The 24,665-nt window shown below is 62.6% G+C and carries 18 protein-coding genes; 9 read left to right on the top strand and 9 right to left on the bottom strand.

Annotated elements, in window-relative coordinates; all coding sequences use genetic code 11:
• Positions 1-29: 29 nt before the first annotated feature.
• A complete protein-coding gene (recA, locus tag N2599_RS07635; protein WP_027512382.1) occupies positions 30-1,118 on the bottom strand; it encodes a recombinase RecA in 1,089 nt (362 codons plus the stop codon).
• A 232-nt stretch (positions 1,119-1,350) separates the two neighbouring features.
• On the opposite strand from recA, the gene N2599_RS07630 reads away from it, so the two are divergent.
• Both N2599_RS07630 and N2599_RS07625 read left to right on the top strand, forming a co-directional pair.
• On the top strand, positions 1,351-2,292 hold the full coding sequence (locus N2599_RS07630) for a carbohydrate kinase family protein (RefSeq protein ID WP_027512381.1): 942 nt from the start codon (positions 1,351-1,353) through the stop codon (positions 2,290-2,292).
• A gap of 30 nt (positions 2,293-2,322) precedes the next feature.
• Positions 2,323-3,249 (top strand): pseudouridine-5'-phosphate glycosidase, encoded by a 927-nt coding sequence (locus tag N2599_RS07625; protein WP_027512380.1) that lies wholly within the window; start codon positions 2,323-2,325, stop codon positions 3,247-3,249.
• Between the two features lie 28 nt (positions 3,250-3,277).
• Here N2599_RS07625 and cckA read toward each other — a convergent pair whose 3' ends face one another.
• A complete protein-coding gene (cckA, locus tag N2599_RS07620) occupies positions 3,278-5,887 on the bottom strand; it encodes a cell cycle histidine kinase CckA (protein WP_027512379.1) in 2,610 nt (869 codons plus the stop codon).
• Between the two features lie 268 nt (positions 5,888-6,155).
• Between cckA and N2599_RS07615 the strand changes: the two genes are divergently transcribed.
• The gene (locus N2599_RS07615) at positions 6,156-7,172 is read left to right on the top strand and encodes a flagellar biosynthetic protein FliO (protein WP_027512378.1); all 1,017 of its coding nucleotides are present in this window, start codon (positions 6,156-6,158) and stop codon (positions 7,170-7,172) included.
• A 355-nt stretch (positions 7,173-7,527) separates the two neighbouring features.
• Here the strand turns inward: N2599_RS07615 and ltrA are convergent, their stop codons facing one another.
• Both ltrA and dksA read right to left on the bottom strand, forming a co-directional pair.
• Complete coding sequence (gene ltrA / locus N2599_RS07610) at positions 7,528-8,787, bottom strand: group II intron reverse transcriptase/maturase (protein ID WP_260308145.1); 1,260 nt, start codon at positions 8,785-8,787, stop codon at positions 7,528-7,530.
• Between the two features lie 663 nt (positions 8,788-9,450).
• Positions 9,451-9,870, bottom strand: coding sequence for an RNA polymerase-binding protein DksA (gene dksA / locus N2599_RS07605; protein WP_027511805.1), 420 nt, complete (start codon positions 9,868-9,870; stop codon positions 9,451-9,453).
• Between the two features lie 275 nt (positions 9,871-10,145).
• On the opposite strand from dksA, the gene N2599_RS07600 reads away from it, so the two are divergent.
• The 4 genes from N2599_RS07600 to N2599_RS07585 all read left to right on the top strand — a co-directional run bounded on the left by N2599_RS07600 (position 10,146) and on the right by N2599_RS07585 (position 14,037).
• On the top strand, positions 10,146-10,640 hold the full coding sequence (locus tag N2599_RS07600; protein ID WP_027511806.1) for a SixA phosphatase family protein: 495 nt from the start codon (positions 10,146-10,148) through the stop codon (positions 10,638-10,640).
• Between the two features lie 75 nt (positions 10,641-10,715).
• Complete coding sequence (locus N2599_RS07595; protein ID WP_027511807.1) at positions 10,716-12,191, top strand: YcjX family GTP-binding protein; 1,476 nt, start codon at positions 10,716-10,718, stop codon at positions 12,189-12,191.
• Positions 12,188-13,270 (top strand): YcjF family protein, encoded by a 1,083-nt coding sequence (locus N2599_RS07590; protein ID WP_027511808.1) that lies wholly within the window; start codon positions 12,188-12,190, stop codon positions 13,268-13,270. The genes N2599_RS07595 and N2599_RS07590 overlap by 4 nt, the downstream gene beginning before the upstream one ends.
• Before the next feature lie 215 nt (positions 13,271-13,485).
• The gene (locus N2599_RS07585) at positions 13,486-14,037 is read left to right on the top strand and encodes a hypothetical protein (RefSeq protein WP_027511809.1); all 552 of its coding nucleotides are present in this window, start codon (positions 13,486-13,488) and stop codon (positions 14,035-14,037) included.
• Positions 14,038-14,093: 56 nt separating this feature from the next.
• Here the strand turns inward: N2599_RS07585 and folK are convergent, their stop codons facing one another.
• Genes folK through folP form a run of 3 tightly spaced genes read right to left on the bottom strand, consistent with a single transcriptional unit; the run spans position 14,094 to position 15,836 of the window.
• Complete coding sequence (gene folK, locus N2599_RS07580; RefSeq protein WP_037142876.1) at positions 14,094-14,585, bottom strand: 2-amino-4-hydroxy-6-hydroxymethyldihydropteridine diphosphokinase; 492 nt, start codon at positions 14,583-14,585, stop codon at positions 14,094-14,096.
• A gap of 16 nt (positions 14,586-14,601) precedes the next feature.
• The gene (folB, locus tag N2599_RS07575; protein ID WP_027511811.1) at positions 14,602-14,973 is read right to left on the bottom strand and encodes a dihydroneopterin aldolase; all 372 of its coding nucleotides are present in this window, start codon (positions 14,971-14,973) and stop codon (positions 14,602-14,604) included.
• 5 nt (positions 14,974-14,978) lie between these two features.
• Positions 14,979-15,836, bottom strand: coding sequence for a dihydropteroate synthase (gene folP, locus N2599_RS07570; protein WP_027511812.1), 858 nt, complete (start codon positions 15,834-15,836; stop codon positions 14,979-14,981).
• Between the two features lie 104 nt (positions 15,837-15,940).
• Between folP and N2599_RS07565 the strand changes: the two genes are divergently transcribed.
• Positions 15,941-16,567, top strand: a complete 627-nt coding sequence (locus N2599_RS07565; RefSeq protein ID WP_027511813.1) for a DUF922 domain-containing Zn-dependent protease — start codon at positions 15,941-15,943, stop codon at positions 16,565-16,567.
• A 283-nt stretch (positions 16,568-16,850) separates the two neighbouring features.
• On the opposite strand, the gene N2599_RS07560 is transcribed toward N2599_RS07565, so the two are convergent.
• Together N2599_RS07560 and N2599_RS07555 are read right to left on the bottom strand one after the other, a co-directional pair.
• On the bottom strand, positions 16,851-17,171 hold the full coding sequence (locus tag N2599_RS07560; protein WP_027511814.1) for a 2Fe-2S iron-sulfur cluster-binding protein: 321 nt from the start codon (positions 17,169-17,171) through the stop codon (positions 16,851-16,853).
• A gap of 200 nt (positions 17,172-17,371) precedes the next feature.
• A complete protein-coding gene (locus N2599_RS07555) occupies positions 17,372-17,740 on the bottom strand; it encodes an Hpt domain-containing protein (RefSeq protein ID WP_027511815.1) in 369 nt (122 codons plus the stop codon).
• A gap of 465 nt (positions 17,741-18,205) precedes the next feature.
• On the opposite strand from N2599_RS07555, the gene N2599_RS07550 reads away from it, so the two are divergent.
• Positions 18,206-24,511 (top strand): apolipoprotein A-IV repeat region-like domain-containing protein, encoded by a 6,306-nt coding sequence (locus N2599_RS07550; protein WP_027511816.1) that lies wholly within the window; start codon positions 18,206-18,208, stop codon positions 24,509-24,511.
• Positions 24,512-24,665 lie beyond the last annotated feature (154 nt).

The following is a 24,665-nucleotide window of genomic DNA, read 5'->3' as shown; positions in this document are numbered from 1 at the left end:
TTTCGATACAGCAAAGCTGAAGCTGCGGATTACATATCCGTGTCGGTGTCGCCATCATTGGCGTCCGGCCCGCTATTCTGCAGGAAGCGGTCCGCAATTAGCCCGGCATTCTGGCGAAGCGCTGTCTCGATCTCGCGGGCCATGTCCGGATTGTCGCGGATGAAGAGCTTGGCGTTCTCGCGGCCCTGGCCGAGACGTTGGCTGTTATAGGAGAACCAGGCACCGGATTTCTCGACGATGCCGGCCTTGACGCCGAGATCGATCAGTTCGCCGGTCTTGGAAACGCCTTCGCCATACATGATGTCGAATTCCACCTGCTTGAAAGGAGGCGCCATCTTGTTCTTGACGACCTTGACGCGGGTCTGATTGCCGACCACCTCTTCGCGATCCTTGACCGCGCCGATACGGCGGATGTCGAGACGGACGGAGGCATAGAACTTCAGCGCATTGCCGCCTGTCGTTGTTTCCGGCGAGCCGAACATGACGCCGATCTTCATGCGGATCTGGTTGATGAAGATCACCATGGTGTTCGATTTGGAGATCGAAGCCGTAAGCTTGCGCAGCGCCTGGCTCATCAGGCGTGCTTGCAGGCCCGGCAGGCTGTCGCCCATCTCGCCTTCGATTTCAGCACGCGGCGTGAGAGCCGCAACGGAATCGACGACGAGAACGTCGACGGCGCCGGAGCGCACCAGCGTATCGGTGATTTCAAGCGCCTGCTCACCGGTATCCGGCTGCGAGATCAAAAGGTTCTGGAGATCGACGCCAAGCTTGCGAGCATAGACCGGATCGAGCGCATGTTCGGCATCGACGAATGCGCAGATGCCACCCTTCTTCTGCGCTTCGGCGATCGTCTGCAATGCAAGCGTCGTCTTGCCGGAGCTTTCCGGCCCATAGATTTCAATGATACGACCCTTCGGAAGGCCGCCGATGCCGAGCGCGATATCGAGGCTGAGGGAGCCGGTCGAAATCGTTTCGACCTCGATGACACTCTCGTTCGCGCCGAGTTTCATGATCGAGCCCTTGCCGAACGACCGCTCAATCTGTGAGAGTGCCGCTTCAAGCGCCTTGCTTTTGTCCACCGATTTGTCCTCTACGAGCCGCAATGAATTTTGAGACATCCGATCCACCTTTAGGTTATTGAAGCCGCTTGAGCAATATCGAGTTTGTACCCCATTTGTTCCAGCTGTGCAATGGGCGCCCAAACAATTGAAAGAAAAAGGTAAAACGTCCCGTGTTCTATATTTGTTTTATCGATGCAAAGCAACGAGTTAGGCAACGTCGGGCTGAGACTGCGGCATCCGGCGCCTCTGTACGATTCGCTTCTTCCACCGGCTGGGAGCATTCAGGACGATGAAAAGAATCCTCGTTTTCGGCGGCGCGCATATCGATCGGCGCGGGCGCATTTCCGGCGAGACGGCGCCGGGCGCCAGCAACCCCGGCACCTGGTTCGAGGAACCGGGCGGCGGCGGCTTCAACGCCGCAAGGAATCTAGCGCGCCTTGGCTTCGACGTCACCATGATTTCGCCGCGCGGCGGCGATCCGGCAGGGGAACTGGTGACGGAGGCGGCTTATGCGGCCGGTATCAGCGACCGACCCTTCGTCTTTCTCGATCGCAAGACGCCGAGCTACACGGCCATTCTGGAGCGGGACGGCAACCTGGTGATCGCCCTCGCCGACATGGAGCTTTACCGCTACTTCGTGCCGCGCCGGCTGGCGATCCGCTGGGTCCGGGAAGCCTTCGCGGCAAACGACCTCATCCTTTTCGATGCGAACCTGCCGGAAGAGACGATCGCGGCGATCGTCAGCCGAGCCAATGCGCTCGGCATACCCGTGGCCGCGATTGCCATATCGCCGGCAAAAGTGGTCAAGCTCAAGGCGTGTATCGGCGGCATCGACTATCTCTTCCTCAATGAGGCCGAGGCCGCAGCCCTGGTCGGCCAGCTCCCTGACAAGCCGGAGGATTGGGTGTCACTGCTCGGTGACACCGGCCTGAAGAGCGGCGTCATCACACGCGGGCAGCGCGAACTGATCGCCTTCGGCAGGGACGGCGCTTTCTGCCTTTCGCCTCCGTCGGTCGAAACCGTCGCCGACGTGACGGGCGCCGGAGATTCGCTTGCGGCCGGCATCCTCTCCGCCCTGATGCAGGGCCTGCCGCTCCAGGAAGCCCTGCGGCACGGCGCGGCGGCCGCTGCACTCACGGTCCAGTCGCCCTATGCCGTCAACGAAAAACTCTCGGCGAAACTGCTTGCGGAAACGCTTGCCCTTGTTCAGCGTGCCAGAATTCTGCATTGAAGCGGCAATATCGATGAAACGGAAGAGACAATGACGAAACCGATCTCCCCCCTCCTGCCGGTCTCCTATTCCAAGGAGGTTGCCGCCGCAAAGCAGCGCGGTGCGCCGCTGGTGGCGCTTGAATCGACGATCATCACCCACGGCATGCCCTACCCCGGCAATATCGAAATGGCCCGTAGCGTCGAAGCGATCATCCGTGAGCAAGGTGCCATTCCGGCAACGATCGCCGTCATTCACGGCGTTCTGCATATCGGCCTGGAGCCGGAGGAGCTTGAGAAGCTCGCGAAGGAGAAGGACGTGATGAAAGTCTCGCGCGCCGATCTCGCATTCGCCATCGCCGAGCGCCGCACCGGTGCCACGACGGTTGCCGCAACGATGATCGCCGCCGCCCGCGCCGGCATCAAGGTCTTTGCTACCGGCGGTATCGGCGGCGTGCATCGCGGCGCCGAAGAGAGCTTCGATATCTCGGCCGACCTGCAGGAGCTCGCCCGTACCGGCGTCATTGTCGTTTGCGCCGGTGCAAAGGCGATCCTTGATATTCCGAAGACCCTGGAAGTCCTGGAAACCAGCGGCGTTCCCGTCGTCACCTACGAGAGCGCAGAGTTCCCGGCCTTCTGGTCCCGTTCCTCAGGCCTGCGCAGCCCGCTGACGCTGAACAGCCCGGCCGCCATCGCCAATTTCCAGATCACCCGTGAGCAGTTGGGCATCGACGGCGGCATGCTGATCGCCAATCCGGTTCCGGAACAAGATGAAATTCCGCGCGAGGAGATGGAAATCTACATCGAACGGGCGCTGGACAGCGCCGAACGCGACGAAATCAGCGGCAAGGACGTGACCCCTTATCTTCTCGGCACGATCTTCGATCTGACGGACGGACGGAGCCTCCAGACGAATATCGCGCTCGTCGAGAACAATGCCCGCCTGGCGGCTGAAATTGCCGTGGCGCTCGACGATTGAAATCGGACGGGCGGCGGTTACCGCCTCCCTATTCGCCTTCCAGCGTTTCCTTGACGACGACGGCGAGCTGCTTCAGCGAGAAGGGCTTCGGCAGGAAGCCGAACTTGGCGTCCGGCGGCAGGTTGCGGGCGAAAGCGTCTTCAGCATAGCCGGAAACGAAGATGAACTTCATGTCCGGATATTTCTTGCGCAGCTCGCGCAGCAGCGACGGCCCGTCCATCTCCGGCATGACGACGTCCGAAACGACGATGTCCACCTTGCCGTCCAGTTCCTCCAGAATGTCGAGCGCCTCGACGCCCGAGCCGGCCTCGTGGACGGTGTAGCCGCGTGTTTCCAGCATGCGCTTGCCGCCGCGGCGCACCGCCTCCTCGTCTTCGACGAGCAGAATGACGGCGTTGCCCGTCAGGTCTTCCGGCTGTTCCGGCTGGCCTGCGGCCGACTTCTGTGCAGCCGCCCCGGCTTCGGCTGCCGCAATGGCGTCCGCCTCGGCGGCGACGGCCGGATCGACGACATGGCGCGGCAGGAAGACCCGGAAAGTCGTTCCCTTGCCGACTTCGGATTCCGGCTGAATATAGCCGCCGGATTGCTTGACGATGCCGTAGACCATCGCCAGCCCGAGGCCCGTCCCCTTGCCCACTTCCTTGGTTGTGAAGAAGGGTTCGAAGATCTTGTCCATGATGTCGGGCGCAATCCCGGTGCCGGTATCGGCCACCTCGATCAGCACCATGTCCTCATGCGGCATGTAGGAATAATTGAAACCAGCCACTTCCGCCGCCGTCACGTTGCGGGTGCGCAGCGTCAGCTTGCCACCCTCCGGCATCGCGTCGCGCGCATTGACGCAAAGATTGATCAGCACCTGCTCGAACTGCGACAGGTCCGTCTTCACCGGCCAGAGATCGCGGCCGTATTCGACATCGAGCTTGACGTTGGTGCCGGACAGCAGCCGGTCGACAAGCATGCGCAGGTCGCCGACAACGTCGGTGAGGTTCAACACCGTCGGCCGCATCGTCTGCTTGCGCGAAAAGGCCAACAGCTGGCGCACGAGAACCGCGGCGCGGTTCGCATTGCGCTTGATTTCCATAAGGTCGGCAAAGCTTGCATCCGACGGCCGCGCCTGCAGCAGCAGATGGTCGGACGACAGGAGGATCGCCGTTAGCACGTTGTTGAAGTCGTGCGCGATGCCGCCCGCAAGCGTGCCGACCGCATTCATTTTCTGCGTCTGCGCCATCTGTGCTTCCAGCGCCTTTTGCTCCGTCATCTCGACGGCATAGACGATCGCGGCCTCTTCCGGCGCCTCGTCGCTCTGGTCGATGACGGCGTTGACGTAGAAGCGGAAATGGCGCGCCTCGTCGCTCGGCATGCGCGAATCGATCGGCGGGATATCGCCCTGGCGGTCCTTCGCCGCCGCCAGGGCGTCCTTCAGCCTCTGCCGGTCGGTTTCCTGAAGGATGACTTCGAGCGCTGCGCCATTTTCGACGTCATCGCGCGAAACGATGCCGGAGAAGAGCTTCAGGAACGGGGCATTCGTGCGCAGGATTCGCCCGTCGCCGTCAACCGAGGCAATTGCCATCGGCGTGTTGTTGAAGAAGCGCGTAAAGCGCATCGCGGCGGCGGAAGCGGACTGCTCGTTCTCGGTGCCTGGCTGTCTTCTCAGCACGATCGTCCGGCTCTCGCCCGGCGCGCCGTCGCGCATGGAGGTCACGCTGTGGATGAGCTGCACCGGCAGGCTCTGCCCGTTCGCCTTCTTGAGGTCGAGGTCGAGCGTATCGGTTTTCTTGAGGCCGGGCTCGGCCTGAACCGACTGGATGAGCGCCAGCCCGCCGCCCGCCACGAGATCCCCGATCGTCATCGAGCCCGGCACGAACTTCGTGAGATCGAGCCCGAGCCACTCGGCGAGCGTTGCGTTCAGGTAGAAGATTTCGCCCTTGCGGCCTGCAGAGAAGAAACCTGCCGGCGCATGGTCGAGGTAGTCGATCGCGTTCTGCAACTCCTTGAAGAAGCGCTCCTGGTCGTCGCGCTCGGCGCTGATGTCGCTGATCTGCCAGATATGCAGCGGCTTGCCGGCACCTTCCTCGGTTCGCAGCGTCCGCGCCTTGAGACGGTACCAGTGAGCGCCGGAATTGTTCGTTGCCGGGCCAAGAGCACGCAGCAGGCGGAATTCCTCCTGCCCTTCCCTGCCCTCGCGCAGCCCGTTCGACAGACGGTAAAGCGCTTCGTTCGATTCCCGGTGGCGCGAAAGCAGCGCTTCGAGAGTCTGCACCTCGGTCGGTTTGCGGGCGCCCGTCAGCTTTCCGTAGGCGGCGTTGGCATAGATGATCCGCCCTTTCTCGTCGGTGATCAGCGAACCGTCCGGGTGGCTGTTGAGAAACGACCGCGCAAGGCTATCCGATTGCCGCTGCGGCATGACCTCGATGAAGCCGATAACCGACGAAACGAGGAAGAAGATGCCGACCATGGCCAGCACGCCGAGGACGCCAAGAACCATCTCGTTTTCAAGCGAATCCTTGAAGTAGACGAAGGCGGCTGCGGCTGCGACAAGCACAAGCGCCAGAAGAATGATGCGAACAGCCGTTCCCGAACGTCCTCCGCGATCCACGATCGGGGCATTGTAGTCGTCAGCCTGACGTGGTGTCGTCATCTATTCCTCGCATGAGCCTGTTCAGCATTCGCTTATATTCTCAAGAGAAAGCAGGAATCAGGCGTTCGTTCCTTCTTAGCAAGTTGCTGCGTCCGCCAAAACAGTATGAAGAGCCAAGAATGCTTGAATTCACAACGAACGGCGCCACTTTCGACAACCAGAAACAGGTCCTTGTGTTCGGCCGTGACTGGACAAGCAGGCAGCCTATTGCCTAAGGAGCTGAAAAGCCGTCATGTTATGGCGAATGCCGCAACCGGAGTAGAAGACCATGTTCGACGAAGTAATGGGCGCCTATGGCAGCCGTTTCCTCCTCGCAGCGGGCGGCGTCGGCATCGCGCTGCTGCTCCTGATCGGCATCATGTGGATCCTCCGCAGCCGGGCGCCTTCGCCCTTCGTGCGCGGCGGCAAGAACCGGCAGCCACGTCTGCAGGTGCTGGATGCTGCAGCCGTCGATACGCGCCGCCGGCTGGTGCTCGTGCGCCGTGACGACGTCGAGCATCTGATCATGATCGGCGGCCCGACTGACATCGTTATCGAAAGCCGCATCCTGCAGGATACCGACGACGGCTCGGAGCGCGCATTCATAGCCCCGCCGGCGCCCCAGCCTCAGCCTGAACCGGTCGTCGCGATGCCCCAAGAGCCGCGTGCCGAGCCTGCAAGGCCCGTCGCAGCCTTCGAGCGCGAACCCGAAGCTGCTGAACCCTACGCTCCGGCACCCGCGCCTGCCGTCGAGCCGCGTCTGCATCCCGCAGTGGCCGCTCCTTCCGCGGCGCCTGCTGAACCAGAGCCGGCAGTAACATCGACCGTGGCGGCAAACATCGCACGGGAGCCTGCCAGCCCCACTGCTCCGCCACCGATCATTCCGAGGCCACCTGAGCGCCCCGTCTCCCCGGTGATCGAGGCAGCCAGCGCCGCCGACATCCTCGACGCGGCCCGCCAGCGCGTTCTGCCGCAGCAGCGGGTGGAGCCGCAGGTCTCGACGCCGCCGGCGCAGAGCCTTCCGACCGTTGCCGAAGGCGTGCCGGTTGTTACCGGCGACGCAGCCGCAGCTCCGAAGGAATCGCCCAGCGATTTCGAACGCATTCTTCAGGAAGAGATGAACAATACACTCGCTGCGCAGCGCATCGTTCCCACACCGAACGCGCCCACCCGCCCGGTTCCGCCGCAATCCGGCAGCCTGCCGCGCCGCGATCCGGAAATGGCGCCGATCACCGGCGCCGATGCCGACCTTCAAAAGGAAGTGGCCCGCATCTTCGGCGAAATGAGCGTCAATCGCGAAAAGTGAGCGATCGGGATAGGGGGGAACCTTGCGGTTCCGCCCCTCCCACACCACCCTGCGTACGGGTCCGTACAGGGCGGTTCGGCTGGTTATGCAGCCTTGGCGGGCACGACGGAAGCGAGGCCTATGCTTGCGAGGAAAGCGTTCGGCAGGGCGCTGTGGTGTCAGTCACGATCTGGCGGCACAAACCGCCGGCAGTGCACACGGCCCATGGCGCATCAGCAACAGCCCCGCGCTCGCCATTGCTGGGAAAAGGACTTACACCGCCAAGCTGTCGATCATGCTGGGCGATCGGGTAGGAGGGAGCCTTACGGCATCCCTCCTCCCACACCACCGTGCGTACGGTTCCGTACACGGCGGTTCATCGAGCGTGATTTAGGCGTTGGAGCTCCTGCTGAAGTGAGATCAGCCCGAGTTGGTCAAAGAAGGCCTTGCGGAAGGCATCGTTCATGTGGCTGGCCCCGGCGTTCCACCAGGGACCGCGGCCATTGCCGGCCGATTCACATGCACGCTCTTCCGTCAGGCCTCGTTGCCTCAGCCGCATGGCGCGCGTAGCTGATCGCTTCCATTGCCGCCATAGGATGCAGCGCAACCGGCGCCGCAGCCAGCCATCAAGCTCCTCCAAGACCCCTTTGCCTTCGGTCAGCCGGAAGTAGGCCATCCAACCCCGCAGGATCGGGGCGAGGTCCTTGATGGTGGCGCCAAAGGCGCGACCGCGCCCTGCGCGAAACGCCCCCTTCAACCTGTCCCGCAGCCGCTTCACACTCGGTGCCGCAATCAATAAGCGTGGCGCTTTATGGGCGGTCATGGTGTAGGCAAGAAAGGTGCGCTTCCATGGTCGGTCCACGGCGCTTTTGGCGCCATTGACCGTGAGCTTCAGCCGCTCGGCGAGGAAGCGGGTCAGCGAGGCCATGACCCGCTCGCCGGCACGTCGCGACCGCACATAGACATTGCAGTCGTCGGCGTAGCGGCAGAAGGCATGACCGCGCCGTTCCAGCTCCTTGTCGAGATCATCCAGCAGGACGTTCGATAGCAGCGGCGAGAGTGGACCGCCTTGCGGGGTGCCCTCGCTGCGTGCCGTTTCGATCCCGCCCGTCATCAGCCCGGCCTGCAGGTAGCGGCGGATCAGCCGCAGCACCCGCTTGTCCGTGACCTTGCGTGCCACGCGTGCCATCAGGACATCGTGGTTCACTCGGTCGAAGAACTTCTCCAGATCAAGGTCGACCACGAAACGGCGGCCATCGGCGACATGTGACCGGGCGGCAAGAACCGCATCGTGGGCGCTCCGCCCCGGCCGGAAGCCGTAGGAGGAGGCAGAGAAGTCCGGGTCGAAGATCGGCATCAGCACCTGATGCATCGCCTGCTGGATAAGCCGGTCCAGAGCGGTCGGGATGCCCAATTGCCGCATCCCTTTGCCGCCGGGCTTGGGGATTTCCACCCCGCGCACCGGCGCCGGCCTGTAGCGGTCCGCCAGCAAGTCTTCCCTGATGTGTGGCCAGTGCGTCGCGAGGTAAGGCTTCAGTTGGTCCACCGTCATCTTATCGACGCCCGGCGCACCCTTGTTCGCTACCACCCGGCGGTAAGCCGCCATCATGTTCTCGCGGCTGAGGATCGTCTCCATCAGTCGCTCATTCGCCTCCGGTCGAGAGGATGACGGTCCTGCCGTGGTGTCTGATGCACCCAATGCCTGCCCTCGCGGCTTCCGGCCGCTACTCTCGGCATGGGCACGGAGCATCTCAACTCCGTCTTCTGCGTCTGTTCTCACCATCGAAAGACCGGTCTCCGTCCGGCACTCCATGTTCAGCCCTTCACCGCTTGGTCCGGCTACTACGGCGTCTGCTGACTTCTGCCGCCCCGTCCCGACGCCTTTCGACGCCGGTAGCCCACCTGAAACCAGGGGCAGGTCGGCAGACCTCCCAGGGTAAGACGCGTGACCTTCGTGCCAAATACCTGTCGCATCTACGCCCGCACCCTCCGGGTGATATCGGGCTTCGGGTGTTGTGGCCCCCTCGCCCGGATGCGGACGCCTCATATGCGCTTCCTGTTCGTCAGGCCGGCACTTTGCCTGCAGCTTCCTTCAGACCCCGCCTCGCGGCGACGCCCTTGCTGTTCAGCTAACGGTTCCCATCACCAGGGCCCGCAGAGGACTCTCACCTCCAAGTCAGCGGCCGGATACCACCCCGGCCAAACGGTGCTCACGCACCACGCGCCATGCCTGGCGCACCACAGAAAAAAGGCACCGCAAACCGCGGTGCCTTCGATATTCTGCAACGGGGCCGAAAGCCTATTCGTCGCGATAGACCTTCTCGCGGCGCTCATGACGCTCCTGCGCTTCGATCGACAGCGTTGCGATCGGACGTGCGTCGAGGCGCTTGATGCCGATCGGCTCGCCGGTTTCCTCGCAGTAGCCGTAGGTACCGTCTTCGATACGCTGCAATGCTGCATCGATCTTGGAAATCAGCTTTCTCTGGCGGTCACGGGCGCGAAGTTCGATCGCCCGGTCTGTTTCGGAAGAGGCCCGGTCCGCGAGGTCCGGGTGGTTGGCGCTTTCTTCTGCGAGATGATCGAGCGTCTCGCGCGCTTCTCTAAGGATATCGTTCCTCCAGGCTACGAGCTTGGCTCTGAAGTAAGCCCGCTGGCTTGCGTTCATGAATTCCTCGTCTTCCGAGGGAACGTAACTGCTAAGATCGATCTTCTCACTCAACGCGATTCTCCTGAAGAACATCTCATATGGCGGGGTGTATATCCCAAGCGCTATCGCGGATTCAAGCCAAATACGACAGGTAAACAGATTTTTAAATCTGTCATATTTTGAAGCTAACAATTTATTTTTGCATCACTATTAGGATTGTTTGTTTTTGCTTCCCGTTCAAGAAGGTGTGTTGGGCTTGCTGTTTTGCGCCGTCGCTGTGCCGATGCGGTTGACGCCGGTGATCCGCGGACGCTACTGAAAAGGCTCCTTCGCTCGTGGATTCTTCTATGGCCGCAACCTTGCCTCCACCCTCACGAATCTATCTGTTGCGGCACGCAGAAGCCGCCTGGGCGCAGCCCGGCGAACGGGATTTCGACCGGCCCCTGAACGATAGGGGCTATGACGACGCCGAACTCGTGGCAGACCGCGCAGCTGATAAGGGCTACCGGCCGGATCTTTTGATCAGTTCCACGGCAAGGCGCTGCCGCGAGACCGCGGACGCCGTGCACCGCGCCATGGGACTGTCGCTCGACATCCTCTACGTCGATGAACTCTACAATGCCACCCCCGATGTCTATCTCGAGATCATCAATACCCAAAACGTCGGCTCCGTCATGCTGGTCGGCCACAACCCGACGACCGAGCAGGCGCTCGAAGCGCTCATCGGTTACGATGCCCTGCTGCGTGCGTTGCCGAATGGCTTTCCCACGGCCGGCCTTGCGGTCGTCGATTTCGACGGCGCAGCCGCAGAGTGGAAGCTCACGGACTTTCTGCACGACTGACGTCTTTCGCGTCGCTTCTTTTTCGGGCAGCATCCGCATCCTATATGCTTGAGCACTGACAACCGGAAACCCGCCTTGCCGCCAAGCTTGACATCACTGACCGACGACGCGCGCATTGCGCTCGATAACCTCGCAGACCGCGCCTCGAGTCTTGTCAATCCGGCTATCCGCCTTGGCGTCACGGGGCTTTCCCGGTCCGGCAAGACCGTCTTCATCTCGTCACTTGTGCACAATCTGCTGCATGGCGGACGCCTGCCGCTTTTCGAGCCGGTTCAGTCCGGCCGGGTATCGGCCGTGCGGCTGGAACAGCAGCCGGACGACGCCGTGCCGCGCTTCCAGTACGAGGACCATATCCGGGCGCTGGTGAAAGACCGTGTCTGGCCGGATTCGACCCGCGCCATATCCGAACTGCGCATCACGCTGGATTATCAGAGCGCAAGTGGCTGGAACCGGCTGTTCTCGCCCGGCCGCCTGTCGATCGATATCGTCGATTATCCCGGGGAGTGGCTCCTTGATTTGCCGCTGCTGGCCAAGGACTACCGGACCTACAGCGAAGAGACGCTGGCGCTTGCCCGCAGCGGCATCCGCGCTGAACTCTCCCGCGGCTGGCTCGCACCGACCATAGCCACCGATGTCAAAGCCGCCGCCGATGAGATGCAGGCGCGCGATCTCGCGACGGCCTTCACCGATTACCTGAAGGCCTGCAAGGCCGACGAGCGCTCGCTTTCGACATTGCCGCCCGGCCGTTTCCTGCTTCCCGGCGACCTTGAAGGCTCGCCCGCGCTTACTTTTGCGCCGCTCGCCTTGCCTTCCGAAGGCAAACCGCCCAGGGGCTCGCTCTGGGCGATGATGGAGCGCCGCTACGAGGCCTACAAATCGGTCGTCGTCAAACCCTTCTTTCGCGAACATTTTGCCCGGCTCGACCGCCAGATCGTTCTCGTCGACGCGCTTCAGGCGATGAACCGCGGCCCTGAGGCGATCCAAGACCTGGAGCGCGCGCTGACGGATGTGCTAGCCTGCTTCCGTCCCGGCACGAACTCGCTGCTCTCGTCGCTCCTCGGCCGACGGATCGACCGCGTTCTCGTGGCAGCCACCAAAGCGGACCATCTGCACCATGAGAGCCACGATCGCCTCGATGCGCTGACGCGCCGCCTCGTCGAGCGCGCCATCCAGCGGATCGGTATGGCGGGTGCCGGCATCGACGTCATGGCGCTTGCCTCGGTGCGCGCCACGCGGGAGGCGACCGTCAGGCGCGACGGCCACGACCTACCGGTGATCGTCGGCACGCCGATCGATGGCGAGACGATCGCCGGCGAACGCTTCGACGGCATCAGGAAGACGGCGATCTTCCCCGGCGACCTTCCGGAAGACCCCGAGAGCCTGTTCGACGGCATTGAATCTGCAAGCCGCAATGTCCAATTGCCGGATGTGAATATCGTACGCTTCCGGCCGCCGCAGCTTGAGGAAACCGGCAGCGGCATCAAGCTTTCGGTGCCGCATATCCGGCTCGACCGGGCCATGCAGTTTCTGTTTGGAGACCGCCTCGCATGAGCAAACCCGCTTCTGGAGATTCGGATCGACCGGGCCGCACACCGGCGGCCTTTGCATACGACGACGATCCGCGCCCGATCGAGACGGACAGGAAACAGGAACACCGCAGGCCCGCAAGCTTCGGTGGCGAAGTCGTCCTCACATCGGACGAAGACGACCCCTTCATTAACCCGGACAAGGATATCGCCCCTTTGCCGGTCGCCGTGCCGCGCAAACGGCGCACGTCCTTTGGCAAGATCGCGCTCACTGCCTTCGGCGTGCTGTTGTCGCTCGCGTTCGGCCTCTGGACCGACAGCCTGATCCGCGACCTCTTTTCGCGCGCCGACTGGCTGGGCTACACGGCGCTCGCGGCATTCGCGATCGGCATCCTTGCCGTTATCGCCATCGTCATCCGCGAAACAGCAGGCATTATGCGTCTGGCAGCGGTTCAGACGATCAAGGCCGAGGCGGAAGTGGCCATCCTGGAAACAAAGCCCGCCAAAGCACGCGCCCTGGTGAAGAATCTTTCAAACCTGCTTGCCGGAAAGCCCGAAACCGCCAAGGGCCGCGCCACCTTGAAAGCCGCCGAAGGCGACATCATCGACGCGCCGCATCTCGTGGCCCTTGCCGAACGCGAATTGCTGGGCCCGCTGGACCGCCAGGCGAGAGCGCTGATCGTCAATTCGTCGAAGCGTGTTTCGATCGTCACTGCCGTCAGCCCGCGCGCGATCGTCGATCTGCTCTACGTGCTTTTCGAAGCCTCGCGCCTGATCCGCGCCATGGCCGAGCTTTATGGCGGCAGGCCGGGCACGCTCGGCATGATCCGCCTGATGCGGGACGTTCTGGCGCATCTTGCCGTCACCGGCTCGATCGCCGTTGGCGACAGCCTTGTTCAGCAGGTCCTGGGCCACGGCCTTGCTTCCAAGCTCTCGGCCAGGCTCGGCGAAGGCGTCATCAACGGCTTGATGACGGCTCGCATCGGGATAGCCGCGATGGATCTTTGCCGTCCGCTTGCCTTTCGCGCCTTGAAACGGCCGGGAATCGGCGACTTCATCGGCGATCTAGCGCCCTCCGTGGTGCCGCGGGCCGGTAGCAAATAAGCGGCAGATAACATTTTCGCGCTTCCTCGACTTGCGTTACGGAAAGGGTCGAAAAAAGCAGAAAGTTCATGATTCTAGCGGTCTGAATTGACGGTGTTGATCGCTCCTAAAGCCCGTCATTTTCACTGTGCTTCGCCCGCCGGAAACCAACCGTTAACCATTATTCGGCAAAACTCTGGGTCAGTAACGGGTGGTGTTTGGGTCAGGAAAAATCCATGTCTTCGCGCAAGTTTCTCTTCGTCTGCGGCCTCGCCGCTGCGGCATTGTCTCCGGTGGCGGATGTTGCCCCTGTTGCGACTGCTGCAACACGCGACAAGGCCTTCTTCGAATCTGTCGCGGGCTCATGGAGAGGTCCGGGCGAGATCGTCGCCGGCAAATACAAAGGCACGAAATTCAGCTGCAATCTCATCGGTTCTGCCACGAGCGACGGCGGTGCCGGCATCAAGCTCGACGGCTCCTGCCGCGTCGGCGTCTTCAAGCAGCCGATGTCCGCCCTCATCACCCAGTCGAGCAGCGGCTATAAAGGCAAATTCCTCGATGGCGCCGCCGGCAAAGGTCTCGACGTCGTTTCGGGCACCGTCACACGGGACACCGTGGTCGTCGGCTTGAACCGCGCCAAGCTGAACGGCGCGATGATCGCCCGCGTCCGCGACGACAAGACGATGAACGTCACCGTCTCGGTCAAGGTGGAAGACCGCATGATACCGGTGATCGGCCTGACGCTGACCCGCCAGATCGATGAAATGACGGTCGGCTCGGTCGAATAGCGACGGCAGGTAGAGATAGACACATCAAGCGGCGGGCTCTCCGCCGTTTTTTCATTTCACGCGCTGCGCCACCAATCGCGATTGGCATCCGCGATTTCGATGCCCTGGGTATCCGCCTCGCAAAGCCAGTCTGCAACGGTCCGGCCCTTGACGATGAGGTTCGAGGCAAAATCTGCAAGTGGCATCAGAACGAAGCCCCGGTCGGTCATGCGCGGATGCGGCAGTTCTAGCCTCGGCGCTTCCTGTTCGACATCGTCGTATGTCAGCAGATCGATGTCGAGCGTTCGTGGTCCCCAGCGCTCGATGCGCTCGCGCTTCATATTTCGCTCGATGCCGAGACAGACGTCGAGAAGCGCTTCCGGATCGAGCAATGTGTCGAGTGCCGCGCATGCGTTGAAGAAGAAGGACTGGTCGGTCTTGCCCCAAGGCGGCGTTCGATAAAGCCGCGACACCGCAGTCACCCGGCAATCATCACGCCTGTCGAGTAGCCGCAGCGCCGCAGCCATCGACTTGACGGGATCGCCGAGATTGCCGCCGAGACCGAGCATCGCGGGCCTGAATCTGTCAGGCGGCAAAGTGTTCAATGCTCACCTGTACGAAATCGAGAACGCCGGGCACCGGCGCATTCGGCTTGCGCACGGTGATCTTGGCGCGCGTGATCTGATGAAATTTCTCGCAGAGGCCCTTGGCGATATCGAGCGCCAGCGCTTCGATCAAATAGCGGCGCTTGCCCGTGACGATCTCCTCGATCACCGTAAAGGCGATCCCGTAGTTCACAGTATCGTCGATCGAGTCGCTTTCGAGCGCGCCCGCCGCCACGACGTCGAGCTCGGCATCGACGAAGAACCGCTGGCCGAGGAACTCCTCCTCGTCGTGAACCCCGTGACGCGCAAAGAAGGCGCAATTCTGCAGCGTAATTGTATATTTCGTGCCCATCAGCCCTATCTCCGCTCGAAATCCAGACGCGCGGCCAGCATAGCATCCGCCATCGCCAGCGCATCCCTGTTGATTGCGACATTGTGCACCCGAAAAACCGCAGCCCCTTGCAGTCTGAGCAGTGCACTGCTCGCCGCCGTCGCAACATCACGTTCAGCCGCATCCCGCCCCGTGACCGCCCCGACGAAGCGCTTGCGTGACGTGCCAGCCAGCAGCGGCAATCCGAAACGCTGCAATTCGGCAAACCTCGCCATTAGCTCCAGGTTCTCGTCGGCGTCCTTGGCAAAGCCGAAGCCCGGATCGAGCACGATCCGCTCGCGCATGACACCTGCTTCCGCCGCGATCTCCAGGGAGCGAACCAAGAAATGATATTGGTCCGCAATCACGTCCGGAAGCTTTTCGCGGCCCCGACCCGTATGCATGAGACAGAGCCCGGCGCCGGTATCGGCCGAAACCTTGGCGATCGCCTCCTCCTTCTGCAATCCGTAGACGTCGTTGACGATATGCGCACCGGCCCCGACGGCGAGCCGCGCCGTCTCCGCCCGGTAGGTATCGATCGAAATCAGCGCGTCGCTCCTGCCACGCAGCGCCTCGATCACCGGCAGTACGCGGGCCTGCTCTTGCGCAGGGCTGACTTCGGCCGCTCCCGGACGTGTCGATTCCCCGCCAATGTCGACGATCGATGCCCCCTCGCTGACGGATTGAAGTGCGTGCTCCACGGCGGCATCGACGCTTGCGTAGCGTCCGCCATCCGAAAAGGAATCCGGCGTCACATTGATGATCGCCATGATTACGCCGCGCGGCCCGAGTTCTATCTCGCGGCCGTGCGCCACGCGCCAGAAACTGCTTTGAAGCTGTAGCATCGGGGGTTATCCCATTGATTATAAAAAAAGCCGACGCCCCTGTATTGCGCTCGCGGTGGCTATGCCCCAAGCTTCGCCGAACTTCAACACGGGTAGCGTCAAGAATGCCTTCCGCATCGCGTTATATGCGTTTCGTCCTCGCTTTTTCCATGACTGTTGCCCTCTGCATTCCCGCCTCGGCTCAAGTCGTTGCGACCAAGAGTTACTCCTATTTCGACATCCGCGGAAAGAGCGCCGGCGAGCTCGACGAGGAGCTGAGCCGCCGCGGGCCGACGGCGAGCGGCTCGTCCGCGCGCCACCCCGGCGCGACGAAAATCCGCTTCGGCGGCGAGGCGACCTACCTGCAGAAGAAGGGCCGCTGCCGCGTCACCAGCGCGAAAGTAACCGTTCACACGCAGATCATCCTGCCGCGCTGGCGAAACCGCAACGGCGCAAGCAAGCAGCTGTCGATGATCTGGGATACGCTCTCGAGCGACATCAAGAGACATGAGGAGCGGCATGCGGAAATCGCCCGCACACAGGCGCGCGTCATGGAACGGAACATCCTCGCGCTGCCGGCTCAGCGCACCTGCGAAGCAATGCAGGAGCTTGTCACGGAAGAATCGAACCGGGGAATAGAAGAACACGACAGGTTGCAGGCGCGTTTCGACCGCGTCGAGGCCGTCAACTTCCAGAACCGGATGATGCGCTTGCTCAACAAGCGAATCAGTTCATCCGGTGGCGAAAGATAGCCCAATTTCTGAAAGGAAACATGCAAGATCGTTAGCTGGGCAACGAAACTTGTGCGAAGCTTTCCTCCTCACCAGCCTGTTAATGATGAAAATTAGCGATATGCGACTCAACCCGCACGCGCTAATATGAACACATTCGGAAGTTCAGGTGGGATTGACCTGATCTTCTGTCGCTGGGTTCTCCTGGCGCGTTCTAAGCCGCGGGCGGTCCTCCCTCGCCCGATGGTTATGCGCCCGCCTTGCCTCGCACGTCATCCGGCGCGCGAGGCTTTTTTTGCACGGATCAGGCCTGCCGCTCGGGCACATGTACGATGAGTCCGTCCAGCACCGCCTTCATTCTGATCTGACAGGAAAGCCGCGAAGTCGGGCGAACATCGAAGGCGAAGTCGAGCATGTCTTCCTCCATCGCTTCCGGCGGGCCGACACGCTCCGTCCATTCATCGTCGACATAGACGTGACAGGTCGCACATGCGCATGCGCCGCCGCACTCTGCTTCGATACCCGGCACCGAGTTGCGCACGGCATTCTCCATCACCGTCGACCCCTGGTCGACATCCAGATCGAAGCGCGTGCCGTCGAAGGCAACAATAGTCAGTTTGGGCATGATATTTTCCGGTAATCATAGAGGGAGGATCAGAATTTGTCTTCCAACAAATCTGATGAGCAGTCAACATCGACCGCCTTCACGGTTTCATTCCATATTTAAAAGCGACAGGCTTTTCCGTTTGCGTCATACCGCTGGCCACAAAAAGACCCGCTGTTCCTGAATGGAGCAGCGGGCCGAGCGGCTTAAAATGCCCAGCTCTAGCGGCTGAGCTTGAGAATGAAATTCTCGGCCTCGACGACGGCGGCCCCGACGGCGGCCATGTTCGCCGCATCGCTGCAATTGTTCTCGATCGCCTCTGCTGCTTCGAATACGCCGAAAGCCCCGACGGCGCTCGCCGCCCCCTTAAGCCTGTGGGCCGCGGCTTGGATTCTCTTTGCGTCGCCTGATGAAATTTCGTTCAGGCAGCCGCGTGCCTGGCGCGCGAAGATCTGCAGCACCTCGACTTCCAGCGCCTTGTCGCCCATTGTCTGCTTTGCCAGATGAACAAGGTCGATCGGACGAGCCTTCGAGGGGCATGGCCCCTTGGAATTATCCGGCGCCTCGAATGCGATACTGACTGCTGCCATGTGCCAATACTCCCGTCTTTACCCCGCAGTTGGATTCACACTGCGGTTGGAGAGTGGCGATCGCGTTAAATTCTGGCACATTGAGGGCGGAATTCTCGCGCTATGGTTAACAGCCGCTAAACGCCCTTAAATTGTTGGTTTTTCGACATCCGTCCGCGTTAAATTATGTTAACAACAGATTAATGGACGGTGATTAGCAAGGCTTCATTAATTGTCTCTGAAGCCCGGATGTGTCACTACGATACTAGTAGAGTTGGTTTATGGTACGCGCCTTTGCGGGCCAAGTGGATAGTGGTAATGTTTTGATACCGTCTGTTTGAAAAAGCGGCTATCTACTCTGAAATGACATGCTTATCCGTCCGCCGGCTTGGATGGGAAGCTCAGAGGCAAAGGTTGAAAACCTGGACGCGGCGTTGTCTGGGAAAATGCGGCTGAACCGGCTGGGATGTAACGAGGCGTAACCGAATGGCGAACAACAAGTACAGCGAGTCGATCGAGGACAAGGCGTTCCAAGCATTAGACGAAGCTCTCCAGATCGACTTCAGCCAGCAGAAGGCGCCGTCTCGTGGCGCTAAAACGCCCGACGCCCCGGAGGCCAAAGTGTCCGACACGCCATCTGCCCGCAGCAATCACCAGGACCAGGACGAGAGCCAACGCCGTGGCGGCCGCGGCCCCAGAGCGGCCGAGCAGCAGACGCCCCGTTCCCCGGCCCTGGCCGCGGCGAACGACGCCAATCGCATGACGGCGGCCTCCATTCTGAAATCGCTGGACGGCGGCTCGACGCGTTCGGCCGTTCGTAACGCCACGCTCTTCTCGCTGCTGTGGATCGTCGGCGGCGCCGGCCTGATGGCCCTGCTTTATTCGCCGCAGATTTGGCAGATCCGCTCCGTCGCCGATCTCGTGGCCCTCCCTGGCGTCATTGCCGGCATCATCGGCGTCATCGTGCCGGTCCTTCTGTTCTACGCGTTTGGGATCATGATCTCGCGTGCTCAGGACATGCGCAATGCCGCCCGCTCGATGGCGGAAGTGGCGCTGCGTCTCGCCGAGCCGGAAACGATCGCGTCCGAACGCATCATGACCGTCGGCCAAGCCGTTCGCCGCGAGGTCTCGGCCATGAACGAAGGCATCGAGCGAACGATCGCGCGCGCTTCCGAGCTCGAAACGCTGGTTCACTCCGAAGTCAACGCGCTTGAGCGCAGCTACGCCGATAACGAACTGCGCGTGCGCGGCCTGGTTCATGAGCTCGGTTCAGAGCGCGAAGCGATCGTCAATCATGCCGAGCGGATCCGCAGCTCGATCGTCGGCGTCCACGACCAGTTGAAGGAAGACCTCTCGCTTGCGACGGAAGAGATCGCCGTGCGCCTTGCAACGTCCGGCGAAGCCTTCGCATCGATGATCGACACCCGCGCCGCAACGCTGACGGAAAAGTCGGAAACCGCGATCCAGTCGCTCGGTTCGCTTCTTGCCGCCAAGACCGACTCGCTGCTGCAGACGCTGACCTCCTCCGGTTTTGCGCTGGCGCACGAATTCGACACGCGTCTGGAATCGCTCACCTCCAACCTCAACGATCGCGGCGAGCAACTGCTCAGCCAGTTCGAAACGCGCGCCTCCACGATGGACAGCAGCGCAGAGAAGCTGAATGCGGCGCTGAACGACCGCGCCCGCCAGCTGAACGAAATCCTGATCGCCCGCACTCGCGAAATCAACGAAAGCCTGACCGGCGGCGAACGCGAAATCACCGGCACGCTCGACGACGTGCTTTCCAAGCTCAATGCGTCGCTCGACGAGAAGAGCGCAAGCTTCCGTCAGAGCCTGCAGTCCAGCGCCGACGACGCCATCATGGACCTTGACCTGCGCTCCGGCTTCTTCGACGAGCGCCTGCAGGCAACGGTCGCCCAGATGTCCACCGCATTCGACGAACGCGTGGCGGAATTCGCGAATGCCTTCGACAAGCGCGCCGGTTCGCTCGACACCAAGCTGATGGAAAGCCTCGCGCGCATCAACGAGACGCTGGCCGGCGGCTCGGAATCAATCGACGGCATCCTCAATTCCAGCATCGAGCGCCTTGGCGCCTCGATGACCGACCAGTCTTTCGCGCTGGCGACTGCGCTCAGCACCGGTCAGGAGGTTCTCGAAAGCTCTCTCGGCAGCAAGGTCGACGAAATCTCCAGCGCCCTGTCGGTCCGCACCAACGAGATCACCTCTGCGCTGCAGTCTGCGAGCGGCGAGATTTCTGAGGCGCTCGCTTCGGGCGTCTCCGAGCTGCACGGCAGCCTGTCGGGCCGCGCGAGCGAGATCACCTCCGCCTTGCAGTCTGCAAGCGGCGAGATTTCTCAGGTGCTCGCTTCGGGCGTTTCCGAACTGCATGGCAGCCTTTCAGGCCGCACGAGCGAGCTCACCTTCGCACTGCAGAGCGCAAAGGATGAAATTTCTGAGACCCTGGCGTCTGGCACCACCGATCTGCGGGAGAACCTTTCGAGCCATACCGGTAAGCTGACCTCGGCGCTGAAAAATGCCAAGGGCGAGCTCTCCGAGGCTCTCACGTCCGGCACTTCTGAGCTGCAGGCGAATCTTTCGGGCCGTACCAGCGAATTGGCATCGGCCTTGCAGAACGCCACCGGTGAAATTTCGCTGGCGCTCGCAACCGGCACCTCCGAACTTCACAACAACCTGGCGGCGCGTTCGACGGAATTCCGCGAGACCCTGCTGTCGACCACGTCCGACCTCACCGCAGCCGTCTCCGCCGGCACCGAGCAGATCACCTCCGCCTTCGGCCGCGCCGACGAGCTAAACAACGTCATCTCCCAGCGCGCCGACGCGATCACGCAGGCCCTGGATTCCGCCCATGAACGCATCGACGACGTCATGGCGGAACGCAGCAGCGCGCTCGTCAGCGCGCTCTCCAGCAATCACGACCGCATCGCCGATGCCCTAGACGAAAAGACGATGGCGCTCGCCATCTCGCTTGACGACAGCCAGAGTCGCTTCGACAGCGCGCTCGAGGCCCGCACCAACGCGCTCCTCGACACCGTTGCGGGTGCTGAGGCCCGGGTTGCCGGCGCCTTCGCCGACAAGGCTGAGGCGATCCGCAGCGCTTATACCGACAACCAGGAACGGCTCGAACTATCGCTCGACGAACACGCCGCAGCGCTCTCCTCGACGCTCTCCAGCAGCAACAATCGCCTCGAGACACTGACGGGCGAAGCAGCCGCACGCATGGAAGCGCTCACAAGCGAAGCAACCGCGCGCATCGACGGCGGCCTCGCCTCGGCCCATGACCGCATCCGCGCAACGCTGGACGACCGTGCGAACGCGATCAGCCTTTCGCTCAGCAACGCGCATGCGCAGCTCAGCGACACGCTGTCGGAGCAGGCGACGACCATCGGCGCTTCGGTCGCCGCAAGCGCCAGCATGCTCGAAATGTCGCTGGAAGATCACGAAGCCTCCATTCGCCAGACGATCGACAACAGCGCCAAGTCGCTCGAAGAGCGTCTGCGCGAGGGCGCCGGCCAGATCGCCGGCCGCTTCCAAGATGCAGCAAGCGAAATCTCACGTTCGGCAGAAACCTTTTCCACGCACCTCGATCAGTCGATCGACGGCATGACCGGCCGGTTTGCCGAAACCGGTTCACGCGTCGAAGCAGGCCTTGCTGCTCTCGAAAACCGGATCCGCGACGGCGTCGGCGGTGTCGCAACGCAGGTGGATGCCGCAGGCAGCCGCCTTGCGGAAACACTTAACGACAGCATTTCGCAACTGCGCGAACTCGGCGACGATGCCGCCCTACGCGTTACGACCGTCCTGGAAAGCACAAGCGACACGCTTTCCAGCGCCATCGATGAGCGCACGGCAAGCCTTGCCTCCGCCATTGATGAGCGGGCGACAGCCCTCACCTCTGTGGTGGACGAGCGAGCGAGCGTGCTTGCCGCAGTCGTGGACGACCGTGCCGCAAATCTTGCAACGTCCATCGACGACCGCACAGCGAACCTTGCACAGGCGATGCACCGCGGCAGCGAACATATCGACGAACGCCTATCCACCATGGACCGGGCGCTCACGCTTGGCCTCAATGCCGTCAACCAGACGATCGAAGGCAAGGCAGCCGGTCTCGCCTCGACGCTGCGCAGCGCCGTTGCCGATGCCGCCCAGGGCATGGATGCCGAAGCTGCGCGCACGGCCGAACTGATGGCCCGCACCGGCCAGCAGTTCACCGAAGGTCTCGACCAGAAGAGCAGCGAGTTCGCACGTGCCATGGACGAGCGCTCCGAACAGATCGTCGGCCGCGTGTCCGAGGCGCAGAACCGTCTTGCGAGCCAGGCCGCCGCCGTCGCCCAGACCTTCTCCGAAGCCGGCAATGCGATCGTTAACAAGGTCGCCGAGGCCGAAACGCTCGTCAGCGGCCAGGTCAATGCCATTTCGCAGGCCCTCTCCGAGGCCCAGTCCTCGCTGGAAAGCCGCGGCGACGCGATCCGCTCGACAATCGCCAGCGCCAGCGAAGGCATTGCCGCCACAATGTCGGACGTCGACAAGGCTCTCGAAGCCCGCGGCGACGCGATCCGCTCAGGCCTGACAGACCAGGCCCGTGAAATCGATGCGACCTTGACGGATGTCGAAAAAGCGCTCGAGGCCCGGGGTAACACAATCCGCTCGACAATCGCCAGCGCCAGCGAAGGCATTGCCGCCACAATGTCGGACGTCGACAAGGCTCTCGAAGCCCGCAGCAGCGCGATCCGCTCAGGCCTGACAGATCAGGCCCGTGAAATCGATGCGACCTTGACGGATGTCGAAAAAGCGCTCGAGGCCCGGGGGCACACAATCCGCTCGACGCTCGACGAACGCACCCGCGAGCTCAATTCCATGCTCGCCGGTCGTTCTTCCGAGCTGTCGCGGCTGATCGATGAAACCGCACGCCCGATGATCGAGCGCTATGCGGAAACCGGCAAGGAGGCTGCGGCCCGCATCGCCGCCGCCGCCGAGCAGAGTGCCGACCGCCTTCGCGCCGAAAACGCGGCGCTGGCCAATGCGATCGCGGCCCGCACAGAGAGCGCCGCCACCGCGGTCAACACGATCGAAACGAGCCTGCTTGGCAACGTCAACGCGCTGATCGAGCGCCTGTCCGAAAACAGCGCCTCGATGGCGACGATGATGAGCCGTGCGGCGGAAAATCTGACGGACGTCGATGGCCGCCTCGGCGAGACCACCTCGCGCTTCACCGACTCGGCCTCCAAGGCGGCGGAAATGGTGTCGGCCTCGACCCGCCTGCTCGAAGGCAAGGTCGATCGCCTCTCCGATATCTCCGGCCAGACGCTGGCGCAGGTCGGCGGCATCATCGGCCGCTTCGACGAGCACTCGAAGGTTCTAAGCCAGGCATCGAACCTGCTTGCGGCTGCACAGTCGAACCTCGTGTCGACGCTCGAGGAACGTGAAGGCGCTCTTCAGAACCTCTCCGTCGGCCTCGTCCAGCGTTCCGAAGAGATCGAAACGACGATGCGCGCGCTTTCCAGCATGGTCGAGAACGCCTTCGAGCGCGCCGAACAGCGCTCCAACCAGGTCACCGGCAATCTGCGCCAGGGCGTACAGTCCTCCTTCGCCGATATCGGCCGCGTGCTCTCGGAAACCGAGAAGCGTACCGAGGAAGCCGCCGAGGCGATGCGCAACTCGATCGTCAAGGCCGGCGAAGAAGCGAACGCAACGATCGACGGCACCTTCGGCAATGCCGAACGCCGCGCGAACGATCTGTCGAACCGCCTTCGCGGTGGGCTGACGGCGTCGCTTTCGGATGTCGAGCGCATGCTCGGCGAGGCCGGCCGTGCTTCGGACGGCGCTGCCCAGCAGCTGCGGGAATCGCTTCGCGAAGCCGTCGAGGAAGCGGTCGCCCGGTTCTCCGGCGCTACCGACGAAATCCGCCGCTCGGCAGGCGATATTCGCAAGGAACTCGACATGACGCGCAGCGAATTGAAGCGCGGCGCATTCGACCTTCCGGAAGAAGCCAAGGAAAGTGCGGCCGCGATGCGCCGCGCCGTTGCCGAACAAATCAAGGCGCTGCAGGACATTTCGCAGATCGTCGGCCGCTCCACGCAGCAACTCGAAATCTCCGAGCCGGTTGCCCGCGCAGCCGCACATGCCCAGCCCGCACCGCGCCCGGCAGCTGCGGCCGCCCAGCAGCCTGCCCCGGCGCCCGCCCGCCCGCCCGTCGTTGAAGACGGCCTTGCGCTTCGCGGCACGATCACTCCGCCGGCAGCCGCAGCGCCGCAGCGCCCCGTCCCCGCTCCAGCCACGCCTGCCCGCCAGGAAACCGGGGGCTGGATCAGCGACCTGCTGCGCGGTGCGTCGCGCGACGAAGCCGCCGAGGAAGCTCCCGCACGCGCGGCAGCCCCGAGCGCCCAGCCTGCGCCAGCACAGCGCAGCGCCGATAGCCGCAATCCGCGCCACGTCGTCGAATCGCTGAATTCGCTCTCGGTCGATATCGCCCGCGCGATCGATCACGACGCCTCGGTCGATCTGTGGCGCCGTTACCAGCGCGGTGAGCGCGACGTCTTCACCCGCCGCCTCTACACGCTGAAGGGCCAGCAGACCTTCGACGAGATCAAGCGCAAATACGACCGCGAACCGGAATTCCGCACCGCCGTCGACCGCTACATCGCCGATTTCGAGAAGCTGCTTGCCGACGTCGCCCGCTCTGACCGCGATCAGACGATCACGCAGTCCTACCTGACATCGGACACCGGCAAGGTCTACACGATGCTGGCCCACGCCGCAGGGCGTTTGAGCTAAGGGAAGCGAAGCTGAAGATCACTACACGAAGGGCCGCCCGAAAGCGGCCCTATCACATGCATACTTGCGAAACCATCTAGGCAGCATTGGCCCTAGAAGCCTCCCGGTGCATCCACGTCCGCTGTTGATTGGCAACCGGATTGAGCTGCCGCGA

Source organism: Rhizobium sullae, assembly GCF_025200715.1.
Lineage (GTDB): Bacteria > Pseudomonadota > Alphaproteobacteria > Rhizobiales > Rhizobiaceae > Rhizobium > Rhizobium sullae.
The sequence above is the reverse complement of the archived record's forward strand: the minus strand, read 5'-3'. Positions and strand labels throughout refer to the sequence as shown.

What these genes read in the sequence shown, in the direction of transcription:
- N2599_RS07600 (WP_027511806.1), top strand. Translation starts at nt 10,146, where the DNA reads ATGGCCGCAACCTTGCCTCCACCCTCACGAATCTATCTGTTGCGGCAC.
- N2599_RS07585 (WP_027511809.1), top strand. Translation starts at nt 13,486, where the DNA reads ATGTCTTCGCGCAAGTTTCTCTTCGTCTGCGGCCTCGCCGCTGCGGCA.
- N2599_RS07625 (WP_027512380.1), top strand. Translation starts at nt 2,323, where the DNA reads ATGACGAAACCGATCTCCCCCCTCCTGCCGGTCTCCTATTCCAAGGAG.
- N2599_RS07590 (WP_027511808.1), top strand. Translation starts at nt 12,188, where the DNA reads ATGAGCAAACCCGCTTCTGGAGATTCGGATCGACCGGGCCGCACACCG.
- N2599_RS07615 (WP_027512378.1), top strand. Translation starts at nt 6,156, where the DNA reads ATGTTCGACGAAGTAATGGGCGCCTATGGCAGCCGTTTCCTCCTCGCA.
- N2599_RS07565 (WP_027511813.1), top strand. Translation starts at nt 15,941, where the DNA reads ATGCCTTCCGCATCGCGTTATATGCGTTTCGTCCTCGCTTTTTCCATG.
- N2599_RS07555 (WP_027511815.1), bottom strand. Translation starts at nt 17,740, where the DNA reads ATGGCAGCAGTCAGTATCGCATTCGAGGCGCCGGATAATTCCAAGGGG.
- folB (WP_027511811.1), bottom strand. Translation starts at nt 14,973, where the DNA reads ATGGGCACGAAATATACAATTACGCTGCAGAATTGCGCCTTCTTTGCG.
- N2599_RS07550 (WP_027511816.1), top strand. Translation starts at nt 18,206, where the DNA reads ATGGCGAACAACAAGTACAGCGAGTCGATCGAGGACAAGGCGTTCCAA.
- recA (WP_027512382.1), bottom strand. Translation starts at nt 1,118, where the DNA reads ATGTCTCAAAATTCATTGCGGCTCGTAGAGGACAAATCGGTGGACAAA.
- N2599_RS07560 (WP_027511814.1), bottom strand. Translation starts at nt 17,171, where the DNA reads ATGCCCAAACTGACTATTGTTGCCTTCGACGGCACGCGCTTCGATCTG.
- cckA (WP_027512379.1), bottom strand. Translation starts at nt 5,887, where the DNA reads ATGACGACACCACGTCAGGCTGACGACTACAATGCCCCGATCGTGGAT.
- N2599_RS07630 (WP_027512381.1), top strand. Translation starts at nt 1,351, where the DNA reads ATGAAAAGAATCCTCGTTTTCGGCGGCGCGCATATCGATCGGCGCGGG.
- folP (WP_027511812.1), bottom strand. Translation starts at nt 15,836, where the DNA reads ATGCTACAGCTTCAAAGCAGTTTCTGGCGCGTGGCGCACGGCCGCGAG.
- folK (WP_037142876.1), bottom strand. Translation starts at nt 14,585, where the DNA reads ATGCTCGGTCTCGGCGGCAATCTCGGCGATCCCGTCAAGTCGATGGCT.
- ltrA (WP_260308145.1), bottom strand. Translation starts at nt 8,787, where the DNA reads ATGGAGACGATCCTCAGCCGCGAGAACATGATGGCGGCTTACCGCCGG.